12 protein-coding genes and 1 tRNA gene are annotated in these 9,747 nt (G+C 61.2%); 8 read left to right on the top strand and 5 right to left on the bottom strand.

Going from position 1 to position 9,747, the window contains the following annotated elements; translation table 11 throughout:
• Window positions 1-121 precede the first annotated feature (121 nt).
• A complete protein-coding gene (locus tag WAW39_RS27485; RefSeq protein WP_422322462.1) occupies window positions 122-1,606 on the bottom strand; it encodes an amidase in 1,485 nt (494 codons plus the stop codon).
• Window positions 1,607-1,617: 11 nt separating this feature from the next.
• The gene (locus tag WAW39_RS27490; RefSeq protein ID WP_422322464.1) at window positions 1,618-2,817 is read right to left on the bottom strand and encodes a serpin family protein; all 1,200 of its coding nucleotides are present in this window, start codon (window positions 2,815-2,817) and stop codon (window positions 1,618-1,620) included.
• A gap of 138 nt (window positions 2,818-2,955) precedes the next feature.
• On the opposite strand from WAW39_RS27490, the gene WAW39_RS27495 reads away from it, so the two are divergent.
• The 8 genes from WAW39_RS27495 (at window position 2,956) to WAW39_RS27530 (ending at window position 7,698) form a co-directional block, all read left to right on the top strand.
• Window positions 2,956-3,483, top strand: coding sequence for a hypothetical protein (locus WAW39_RS27495; RefSeq protein WP_422322466.1), 528 nt, complete (start codon window positions 2,956-2,958; stop codon window positions 3,481-3,483).
• Between the two features lie 11 nt (window positions 3,484-3,494).
• Complete coding sequence (locus WAW39_RS27500) at window positions 3,495-4,010, top strand: hypothetical protein (protein ID WP_422322468.1); 516 nt, start codon at window positions 3,495-3,497, stop codon at window positions 4,008-4,010.
• On the top strand, window positions 4,000-4,692 hold the full coding sequence (locus WAW39_RS27505; protein ID WP_422322470.1) for a phosphoribosylanthranilate isomerase: 693 nt from the start codon (window positions 4,000-4,002) through the stop codon (window positions 4,690-4,692). The genes WAW39_RS27500 and WAW39_RS27505 overlap by 11 nt, the downstream gene beginning before the upstream one ends.
• A gap of 84 nt (window positions 4,693-4,776) precedes the next feature.
• A complete protein-coding gene (locus WAW39_RS27510; protein WP_422322472.1) occupies window positions 4,777-5,151 on the top strand; it encodes a DUF423 domain-containing protein in 375 nt (124 codons plus the stop codon).
• An 82-nt stretch (window positions 5,152-5,233) separates the two neighbouring features.
• A tRNA-Phe gene (locus tag WAW39_RS27515) sits at window positions 5,234-5,309 on the top strand.
• 10 nt (window positions 5,310-5,319) lie between these two features.
• Window positions 5,320-5,769 carry a hypothetical protein gene (locus WAW39_RS27520; protein ID WP_422322474.1) on the top strand — a complete coding sequence of 150 codons (450 nt, stop codon included), beginning with the start codon at window positions 5,320-5,322 and terminating at the stop codon, window positions 5,767-5,769.
• Window positions 5,766-6,419 carry a hypothetical protein gene (locus WAW39_RS27525; protein ID WP_422322476.1) on the top strand — a complete coding sequence of 218 codons (654 nt, stop codon included), beginning with the start codon at window positions 5,766-5,768 and terminating at the stop codon, window positions 6,417-6,419. Before WAW39_RS27520 ends, WAW39_RS27525 begins: the two co-directional genes overlap by 4 nt.
• A 253-nt stretch (window positions 6,420-6,672) precedes the next feature.
• On the top strand, window positions 6,673-7,698 hold the full coding sequence (locus WAW39_RS27530) for a hypothetical protein (protein ID WP_422322478.1): 1,026 nt from the start codon (window positions 6,673-6,675) through the stop codon (window positions 7,696-7,698).
• Window positions 7,699-7,709: 11 nt separating this feature from the next.
• Here WAW39_RS27530 and WAW39_RS27535 read toward each other — a convergent pair whose 3' ends face one another.
• The 3 genes from WAW39_RS27535 to WAW39_RS27545 all read right to left on the bottom strand — a co-directional run.
• Window positions 7,710-8,255, bottom strand: coding sequence for a hypothetical protein (locus tag WAW39_RS27535; protein ID WP_422322480.1), 546 nt, complete (start codon window positions 8,253-8,255; stop codon window positions 7,710-7,712).
• Window positions 8,256-8,266: 11 nt separating this feature from the next.
• Complete coding sequence (locus WAW39_RS27540) at window positions 8,267-9,484, bottom strand: DNA-methyltransferase (RefSeq protein WP_422322481.1); 1,218 nt, start codon at window positions 9,482-9,484, stop codon at window positions 8,267-8,269.
• Between the two features lie 6 nt (window positions 9,485-9,490).
• Window positions 9,491-9,747 (bottom strand): hypothetical protein (locus tag WAW39_RS27545; RefSeq protein ID WP_422322483.1); only part of this gene is annotated, 257 nt, incomplete at its 5' end.

The raw sequence follows: 9,747 nt of genomic DNA on the forward strand, positions 1-9,747 counted from the left end.
GTCCTGAGCCGGAGGGATGGCCGCAAAGAAACGCAAAAAATGAAAAAGTTAGAATGGAAACGGGCAGGTATTCACTACAGACACCTTGGCTGCGGATAGCTCGCCAAGATTTAAATACGCTCTAGGTTTTGCGAAACTCGGGGGCGCGTCTGGCCTGTGTGATCTGCTCAAACGCATGCCCCAGTGCGAGGATGCGGGCATCGGCGTTTGCGGTGCCCATGAATGAGAAACCGATGGGGAGGTGGTCCACGAAGCCGAGCGGCATGGTGAGGTGTGGGTAACCGGCCACGGCGGCGGGGGTGCTGGCGACGCGGTCGTTGGTGTCGCCATGGGCGAGATCAATGCGGCCGATGGGATCGTTGGTGGGGCAGATCAGGGCGTCGAGCTGGTGAGACTGTAGAGCGGCATCGATGCCTTCCGGGCCGGCGAGGCGGCGAGCTTTTTCTCTTAACCCGGCCCCTTCGGCGATGATCTCCGGGGTGCTGAGTTTATCCGCCTGCTCGAAGAACTCCTGGGCGAAGTGGGGCATTTCTGCTTCGCGGTGTGTTTCGTTGAATGCAATGAGTTTGGCGAGGGAGCGCACATCGCCACCGCGCTGTTCGAGGTAGGCGTTTAAATCCTGGCGCAATTCGATGAGCATGGCCTGCCAGGAGAAGCTACCTGCGGCGCCCGAGTTGGGCAGGCGCACCGGATCGATGATGATGGCTCCGGCTTCGCGCAATTTTTGGAGTGCGATTTCAAACAGGGCGAGCACCTGTGGATTCTTGCCGCACTGGCCGCGCACCACGCCGAGGCGTGCGCCTTTGAGTGCGTCTGGTTTTAAATCGACGGTGAAGCCTGCGGCGAGCACCTGCAGGAGAAGGGCGGCATCTTTGACCGTGAGGGTCATGGGGCCTGCGGTGTCCTGCCAGTGGGTGATGGGGATGATGCCGCTGCCGCTGATGAGGCCGATGGTGGGCTTGAAGCCGACGATGCCGCAGGCGCTGGCGGGGCTGACGATGGAGCCGTTCGTTTCTGTGCCGATGGCAGCGGGTACGAGTCCTGCAGCGACTGCGGCGGCCGAGCCGGAACTGGAGCCGCTGGCGCTGTGGGTGAGGCGGTGGGGATTGCGAGTGAGTCCGCCGCGTGCGCTCCAGCCGCTGGTGGAATTGGGCGAGCGGATGTTGGCCCACTCGCTGAGATTGGTTTTGCCAAGGATGATCGCGCCTGCTTCACGCAAGCGGGTGACGAGGGCGGCATCGTGCTGCGGCTTGTGATCGCGCAGGGCCAGCGAACCGGCTGTGGTCTGCATGGCATCTGCGGTTTCGATGTTGTCCTTGATCAGAATGGGCAGGCCGTGCAGCGGGCCGGGCGGGCATGCGGTGGCAAGGGCTTTTGCTGCTGGGTTTAACTCGATGATGGCATTGATTTTCGGACCGCTTTTGTCGATCTGCGCGATGCGTTCGAGGCAATGCTCCACCAGCAGCAGGGGCGTGGTGTGTTCCGCTTTGAGCATGGCGGAGAGATCGTCGAGCGTCGCATAGGGCAGGGGAGTGTGGTGCTGTTTTGCGCATGAGGCCGGACACAGGGCCAAAGCGGCGGATTGGAGCAGTCGGCGGCGGTTCATGGTGGCAGGGGCTAAGATCCGGCGTAGCGACCCATGAACAGGATCAAGCCGGTGGTGTCGTGTTGAAGCACCCAGATGAAAGGGCGGTTGGCATTGAAGGTGACCTTGCGGCGTTTGGGAGGACCTGGCGGTGCATCGCCGAACGGACCTGGCGGGGCTTCTGTGGCGGCGGCGGCCTCTGCGCCGAGCTCATTGACCTCGATCATGGCTTCATGCGCGATGTCGCTGATGAAGTAGCCACCGCCGGACAGTCCTTTGGAAAGGTTGGCGGAACCTGATTGAAAAAGACTCTTCACGCCCAGCGTTTGCCAGAGCCCCCTGAGGCTGAGCTGCGTGCTGTAGCCGAATCTCGGCAGCATCAGATTGACATCGCAGTCGGCGTTCTGGTTTTGGATGGATTTCCAATGCTCGAGTGTGAGCCCGGCTTCGATTTTCTTGCGGGCGGCTTCATTGCGCGGGAGCAGCACCAGCATGCGGACCTCATGGTCTGTCATGGGCATCGTGATGAATTGCCACGATTCAGACTCTGCGTAGTGGGGCGACTCTGCGAACTGCATCATCATTGGGAGCATGACGGTTCCTTTTTCAGGAGTGTGAAATGCGCGCGGCTTGGTCTTTTCCAGTTCAAAGGGGCTTTTCCAGCGGCCTTTGAGGAAGAGGGTGTTGACCGCGACGACGGACTTCGCCGGGGCTGAAAAAGAGGAGGGGCCGACGATCTGGGGAATGCGGCCCCGTGTTTTTTCACGCACCCAGAGATTGACCGCCGATGCAGAAGCGGTGGCGTTTCCGGCGGGCAGTTTTTGCAGCGAGGCTCCGAAGGCTGCCTGGGCGGAGATGAGAAAATCCGGTGCAAAGCTGGCCGGGCTGGCCGCCCAGAGCGAGTTTGTCATTTCCATGGTCAGGGAGCCGCGTCTCACCGTGTCCGCCAGAGCGGAGCGCATGGCGCTGAGATCTTCGGTCTCCTTGGCTGAGTCGCCCTTCAGGTGGGCCAGCGCTGCGAGCTCCTTGCGGCTGTCACCATCCGCTGCGGTCATCAGGAGGGCGGCCATCTGATGGGAGCTGAAGGGGGAGAAACAGAAGTTTCCCTCCGTCAGCGGGCGGAAAAGCTGAAACAGCTCAAAGGCGTGCTCATTGACCGCCTGTGCCGCCAGCTGGGGCTGCGCTGCATGACTGCGGAAGGCAAGTAGCAGGCTCAGAAGGAGGGTACGCATCATCGGATAATAATTCGGAGCGTCGGTTTGCCGCAAGAGGGGAATGGGCGGGAGGAGGGGAAATCGGCCATGGCGAAAGCACCTTTCTCACTTTTATCATTGTCACTTCGGAGCCGACATGATAAAAAACGCGCCTTCGTGAAATTTTTCGTCTTTCGTTTGCTCGCTGTTTTCCTCGTTTCTTCCGCTGCTTTGAGCGCGGAGGAACCCATGCTGCCGCAGGCTCTGGGCACCGGTGCGTCGTTTCATGCAGACGGGCCGCGTGGCTTTTTGAAGCCTTCCAAGTCAATCAAGCCCCCGGTTAGCGCCGTAGCGGCGGTTCCTGCGCCTGCCATTGTGCAGTCGCCGACGGCTGAGACCCGCCTGCGCAGGCTGGTGGTGGTTTCGGGGGCGATGACGCCGGAAGCCATCCGTGACACGATTCTCGCCTGCGGGCAAACACGCACGCCGGTGACCACGGCTGGCGGTGTGAATGCGCCTGCGCCCATGCTTTCTGATCTGGCCGGGTTGTTTGGCTCGACGGTGACCGAGGACACGCAGAAGAAAGTTTTGGAAACGGTGCGCAAAGGCATGGGATCGTCGGTCAAGCCGCTCCAGAGGGTGGAAGTGGTCGGCTGGCTGCCCAGTGAAGGCGTCATGGCCGTGGCGGTGTATCCGGAAAGCTGAAGGTGCTTTCCATGAATAGTGCCCCGGTCGAGAAGCCTGCTGCGGTAACGGCATCTGACACTGTTTTCGCATCTGATCCGATCGCGCCAGCCATTCCACGTGTCCTGCTGGCAGAGGCAAGCCTGCCCTACCGGCGTGTGATTCGCGAGGCGCTGATGGCCTTCCGCATCTGCGAGGTGGATGATGCGCCCAGCGGAGAGCGTGCCTTTGAACTGGCGCTGCAGCGTGAGTACTCGCTGTTTTTGTTTTCACTGCCGCTGCCTGACATGACGGGCGACATGCTCGACCGCCTGCTGAGCAAGGCCTACCCGATGGTGCATGCTGGTGCGCATGCCGCGCCGCCGGTGATTTTCCTTATTCAGCCCGGGGATGGGCTGCGGTTTCAGGAGCTGCAGCGTGATGTGCGCGTGCGTGGCAGCATGCCGCTGCCGCCGAAGCTCGATGTGCTTCTGGCTGTGACAGCCTCCTTGCTGCCAGAGCGCCAGGGATTTACTTTTCCACCTTTTTCAACACCTCATGTTCCCTGATCCTCAGCGTCGCAGTGTCAAAATTTGTGGCATCACCCAGCCCCAGCAGGCTGCTGTGATCTTTGCAATGGGTGCGGATGCCGTGGGCATCAATCTCTGGCCCAAGTCGAAACGCCACATGCCGCTGGAGGTGGCGGTGAATTCACTGCAGAATGTGGCGGCCAAGAATGCCCTGGTGGCCGTGCTGGTGAATCCGGATGCGGCGCTTCTGGATGCGGCGATTTCCAGCCAGCTGTTTCAGGCACTGCAACTCCACGGTGATGAAACACCGGCGGATGTGGAGCGGCTGATGAAGCGCGGTGTGAACGTCATCAAGGCGCTGCAGGTGCGCGATGCGGCGTCACTGGCGCAGATCGGCGAGTATCCGTGCGATTCGATTTTGCTCGATGCCTACAATCCCGGCACCTACGGCGGTGGCGGGCATGCTTTTCCCTGGGAGCTCGCGGCGCGTGCCAAGGAAATGTTTCCCTCCAAGCAGTTTCTGCTCTCCGGGGGACTGACCCCGGACAACGTGCGTCAGGCGGTGGAGCAGACGCAGCCCCTGGCTGTGGATGTGGCCAGTGGTGTGGAGTCTCTGCCGGGCAGCAAGGATCTGCTGCAAGTCGCGCGGTTTATATCCGAAGCGCGGGATGGATGGGCGGCGGGGAGTATCCAACAGGTGAAGGTAGAGGAAGAAGGATAAGGCTGCTGAAGGATGGGGGCGGGAGAAACAGAGCGCTTGTGCAGCCCTCGCCATTCGTCATGCTACAAGCGTCATTCTCATCTTATGCAGCCCGATCCTTTCCGCCTTCGTCTTTCCGCCCTCATGGGTTTCCTTGCCATCGCTCTGGGGGCTTCAGGCGCCCACGGGCCGGTGCATGACAAACTTGTGGCTGCAGGAGAACTCGCCCACTGGGAGACGGCGGTGCAGTATCAGCTGCCGCATGCCGTTGTGCTGCTGCTGCTCACGCTGCTGGCCAGCAGCAAACCGATCATGGTCTGGGCCTGGCGCCTTTTTTTCACGGGCATCCTGCTGTTCAGTGGCTCGCTGTACGTGCTTGCCTACACCGGAACGAAATGGCTGGGAGCCGTCACTCCACTGGGCGGATTGAGCTTCATGGCCGCCTGGGTTTTGATCGCGATGTCGGCGAAAGGAAAATAAGTGCGAAGTAATCTGCGCGACATGCGAAAAACACGTTGCGTCATGATGGGAGCTTGCTCCTATACCGGCCCTTCAAGTCAGAGGCTCGGTAGCTCAGTCGGTAGAGCAGGGGATTGAAAATCCCCGTGTCGGCGGTTCGATTCCGTCCCGAGCCACCATTTGTTTCAAATGGTTCTGATTGAACGAATTAAATCCTGTTCAGCAGGGTTTTGCTTTTGGAGTTCAGCAGAAAGTTCAGTGGAGTTGCATGTTTGCGATGTTTGCGATTGTGTGTTTTGTTGGCAGATGCCGTTCAAAGACGAGGCTGCGCGCAGGGAGTACATGAGGAAATACCAGGCCGAATACCGGCAGGGGAAGCGGCGTGCGGAGTCGGGAAAGAAGGTCACCGGGCGCACTCTCAAGTCGCGGGCGAGCGCGGAGAAGAAGCGCAAGAAGCTGTGGGCGCTGGAGAATCATGAGTGGCGTATGCAGCGGCAACGCGAGAGGCGCAGGCTGGCACGGCAGCACGACGCACAGCTATTGCTTGCTTCCGTGCCTCAAGGGCCTGCACGCCCTCCCCGCACCAGCGATTCAAATTGTAAAAAATCCAACCCCAAAACACCACGCAAAGCAGCATGAGCACACCCAACGCGATTACCACTTCCATTCCCGTGGAGGTGACGGGCCTGTCCAAGACGGAGCACGAGGTGCTGCTGGAGATCATGGCGGACATCAAGAGGAGCCTGGACGGGATCCGCAAGGCGGCGGCTCGCTGGGTGGAACTGCCGGAAAAGGCGCGGGCAAAGATCGTGGAGCAGACGCGGCCAAGCCTGCGGGATTTCTGGGCCAAGCTGGAGCGCGTGGGTTCGGGCATGCTGCATCCGCAGCTGGCGACGGTGTCCGGCCTGGCGGCAAAGTATTTGGGAAAGCTGGGCATCGAGGATCAGGAGAGGTTTCTGAGGGAAGGGCTGCCGGTGGTGGAGGTAAAGCGGGGCAAGTATGACACGCGGATGCTGGACGTTGTGATGATGAGCGAAGAGCAGCGCAAGCAGGTATTCAGGGTGGTGGGGCAGGGCTGTGCGGTGCGGACGGTGGAGGAGCAGCAGGCGTGGCTGGCGGATCAGGCGGCGAAACGTCTGCTGCGGCAGGAGGCGGCTGACCGGTTGAAGAAGGTAGACCGGGTGGGGTGGTCGGTTCAGGGGGGCAAGGTGTTTGTGAAGCCGGCACGGGTGGAGGCGGGTCTGACGCTGCGGGACTTGGAGACGATGATGAAAGATTTGAAGAGTTAGAATGGATTGGGTGTTTGAAGAGGAAAGTGGCGAGAGTCGTTTCTTGTTTGGAGGTACCGTCGGCGGGCCAGTCTGTGGCGTCGTAGCAGCCTTGCAGTGCGTCCACGAGTGGCAGGACATCCGCCAGAGGGACCACGGGAGGCGGTGGGGTGGAGAGGGCTTGCTTTAAAGACTCGACGCACACGGGTATTTGATCGCGCACGGCCATCCAATTTTCGTGGCCGTGAGTGTCGCAATCGTGGACTTCAAACAAATGGGAAAGCGCCTCATGGGAGATGGTCAGAAGATCAAGAATGCACTTAGGCTGGCGCATTTGCAGCGCATCGAGCAACGCCACGACCTGCGCACCCTGGGTGGTGAGGGCTTCTTCGGCGGCCCAAGTGCGGTTCCAGAGTTTGCCCATCTCTTCGTTCACTGGAGGCTTCCATCTTTCCGCTCCTGCCGTTTTCGTCCACCCTGCTTCGACGAGTTCGCGGTGTGCTTCATCGCGCTGGCGGAGGGCGAGGGCGAGGATGTGGGATGGGACGTACTGGGTCTGATCTTCGGGCGCGGGTGTGAGGTCGTAGACTTCGGTGAAGGCGGAGAGGATTTCTTTTTCCTGCCGGAGTTCGGTGCGCAGGTGGTTGAGTTCGAGGGCCTGCTGGCCGAGCGTCTGCATGAAGCCGGTGGTGCGGTCGATGAGGCGCTGGTTGAAGTCGTCCACGACGCAGGTGCCATCGTTGGGGATGACTTGCATGCAGCGGTCGTCGTAGAAGGCAACCATGTTGTAGTCTTTGGCGCAGGTGACGGGGAGGACCTGTCCGAGGTGTTTGAGGCACCACTGCTCGATGTGGTGGGTAATTTCCTCGATCGTGTGGGGCACATCGTGGCGCTGGGGGCCGACACTGGCGGTGAGGATGCGGACGTGCTTGCCTTCGGAGAGCCACTGTTTGACGCGGGTCTGCATGGCTTTGATGGGCGGGCCGATGTGGTCGATGCCGCGCCATTCGTCGTAATGGGCGAGGGTGGCGTCGAGATCGACGCCTATCCAAGGTTCGTCGGAGAGCATGATGGGAACAGTACCGCAGGGACGTGTGGGCACGGCTGCACAGGGTCCGGTGTGACCGGTTTTGCGGGCGCATTTCCAGCCGGGAGGGGCCAGGCCGCACCTGGTGGCCAGCGTATCTGCGATGACCTGCTCGAGGGTGGTTTCTCTCGTGGCTACTTTTTGGGCGGCGGCGATGAGGTGCTGGGCCTCGGGGCAGGTGCCGGGGGTGTCTTTGAGGGCATGGATGGATGAGTCGAGGGTGTTCATGAGTCTTTGAGGAGGGTTAACAGGTCGGAGAGAGGAGATGGGGTGATGATCCAAGCATGGGTGAAGTGGTAGCCAGTTGCTCCTTTGATCTGGGGGACGATGTCGTTGGTGACGACCTGCAGCCAGTCTTCGACACGTAGTGAGACTGACGGATCAAAGGCGGGGTCCATGATGGTGCCGTCTTTGCAGGCGATGTAGTGGGTGCGCTGGTACCGCGCACCTGCGGGCACGCCGCGGTTCATCCAGGAGCCTTCCCACTGCACGCGGAGGATGGTTCCTTGCCTGAATTGGGGGAGTTTGACGAGGTCCTGCGGTACGTCATATCCGAGTTCTTTGAGGAGGAAACGCTCGGCGGGCACGATCAATGCCGCGAGGGTCTGGCTGATCATGGTGGGGTTCATCCAGCCTTTGAGCGGGACGCCGGCGGTGCGGATGTCCTCCAAAGGGCGGCCGGTGGCGGCTGCAATGGAGTAGTGGCCGCACATGGCGTTCCATTGGTCGTGCGCGGCAGCTGCTTGGGCGGTGGTGTAAGGGAGTTCCATGGCAGGATGTGTTATTCTTTGGTAGCGTTTTCGATGCGGGCTTGGGCGATGGTGAGGTATTCGGGTTCTTTCTCGATGCCGATGAAGAGGTAGCCTTCCTGGCGGGCGGCTTTGCCGGTGGAGCCGGAGCCGAGAAAGGGATCCAGAATGATGCCACCGGGCGGGGTGATGAGGCGGCAGAGGTAGCGCATGAGCGCGGTGGGCTTGACGGTGGGGTGGTTGTTCTTGGAAGGATTGAAAGGCCGGCGCTTGCGCTCGGGGACACAGGCACCCTCGGCGGCCCATTCCTTGTCGGGAAGGTGGGCGCAGCCTTCGTTGCGGTCTGACTTGCTGGTCTTGGCGCAGTAGAAAAAGCGGGCGGCGGATGTGTCGACCTCCACGCGGGGGATGGCGGAGGCGGTGCGGCCCAGCCTGCCGCCGTGATACACGTTGCCGCTGAAGCCGTTGGCGGTGGGCTCGTTGCCGGTGACATCGCCTTTGGCTCCTGACGCTGCAGGGAACAGGTCTAGAATTAGCTGGCTGCCATCGTGGATGACGTTGGCGGGCCAGCGGCCGTCTTTAGTGTGACCGGTGAAGTCCACGTCTTGCTGGTGGGTTTTACCGTCCCTGTTCTGAGCGGCTCCAGGAGCCATGCGCTGCGCGGTGTAGGCGTAGCCTTGGGAGTCGTGGGAGTGAATGCGACAGGCGTCGATGTTGAGGGCGCCGGTGTGCCATTTGAGGACGGTGGCCTCGATCGTGCCGTCGAGCGGTTTGCGGGCGAGGGTGATGGGTTCCTGGGCAGGTTTGAGCGCGGTGCCGAAACCTTCCCATTCTCCTTCGAGGTTGTGGGATTTGGGGAAGCCGGAGCCGTAGAGCCATGAAATCATGTCGCGGATCTCGAAACCGGCGATGCGGAGGCCGAGGGCCATGAGGTCCTGTGTGCGGGTGCTGGCAAAGGCGAGCACGTGACCGCCGGGCTTGAGCACGCGGAGGCATTCATGCCACTGGACGGGCTGGGGCACGAAATGGTCCCATTCTTTGCCCATGAATCCGCGTTTGCTCTTCACCTCGTGGTAGCCGGTTGACATCCAGTCGATGAGCATGGCGAGGGCGTTCGGTTCCTCGCCGAGGCCGTAGGGACCGTCGGTGATGATGGCGTCCACGCTGTTGTCCTTGAGGCGGCGCAGCTGCTCCATGCGATCGGGCTCGTGGAGCAGGACAAAGGGGTGCTCGATGGTGGGGAGGCACATCTGGGTTTACTCGGTGATGGGCATCGGGATGCCGATGGATTGGGTGTAGTTGTTCATCAGGAACTGGATCGTGTAGGCGGTGAGTTCCTCGTTGGCGAAATCGGGCTTCATGCCCATGCCGTCCATGATGGCGTAGGCGGCGTGGAGGGCCTCGTGGGCGAGCAGGCCGAAAACGCAGCTGGCGTTTTCGCGGGAGGGGACGCGCATCCAGAGGATGATGAGGCGGCGGGATCTGAGGTGGAAGCAGCTGGCTTTGCCGTCGG

This window comes from Prosthecobacter sp., from assembly GCF_049294395.1.
Lineage (GTDB): Bacteria > Verrucomicrobiota > Verrucomicrobiia > Verrucomicrobiales > Verrucomicrobiaceae > Prosthecobacter.

Bases quoted from the DNA above. Each gene is read 5' to 3' on its own strand.
- WAW39_RS27540 (WP_422322481.1), bottom strand. From the start codon at position 9,484: ATGTGCCTCCCCACCATCGAGCACCCCTTTGTCCTGCTCCACGAGCCC.
- WAW39_RS27505 (WP_422322470.1), top strand. From the start codon at position 4,000: ATGTTCCCTGATCCTCAGCGTCGCAGTGTCAAAATTTGTGGCATCACC.
- WAW39_RS27485 (WP_422322462.1), bottom strand. From the start codon at position 1,606: ATGAACCGCCGCCGACTGCTCCAATCCGCCGCTTTGGCCCTGTGTCCG.
- WAW39_RS27525 (WP_422322476.1), top strand. From the start codon at position 5,766: ATGAGCACACCCAACGCGATTACCACTTCCATTCCCGTGGAGGTGACG.
- WAW39_RS27500 (WP_422322468.1), top strand. From the start codon at position 3,495: ATGAATAGTGCCCCGGTCGAGAAGCCTGCTGCGGTAACGGCATCTGAC.
- WAW39_RS27490 (WP_422322464.1), bottom strand. From the start codon at position 2,817: ATGCGTACCCTCCTTCTGAGCCTGCTACTTGCCTTCCGCAGTCATGCA.
- WAW39_RS27535 (WP_422322480.1), bottom strand. From the start codon at position 8,255: ATGGAACTCCCTTACACCACCGCCCAAGCAGCTGCCGCGCACGACCAA.
- WAW39_RS27530 (WP_422322478.1), top strand. From the start codon at position 6,673: ATGGGAAAGCGCCTCATGGGAGATGGTCAGAAGATCAAGAATGCACTT.
- WAW39_RS27510 (WP_422322472.1), top strand. From the start codon at position 4,777: ATGCAGCCCGATCCTTTCCGCCTTCGTCTTTCCGCCCTCATGGGTTTC.
- WAW39_RS27520 (WP_422322474.1), top strand. From the start codon at position 5,320: ATGGTTCTGATTGAACGAATTAAATCCTGTTCAGCAGGGTTTTGCTTT.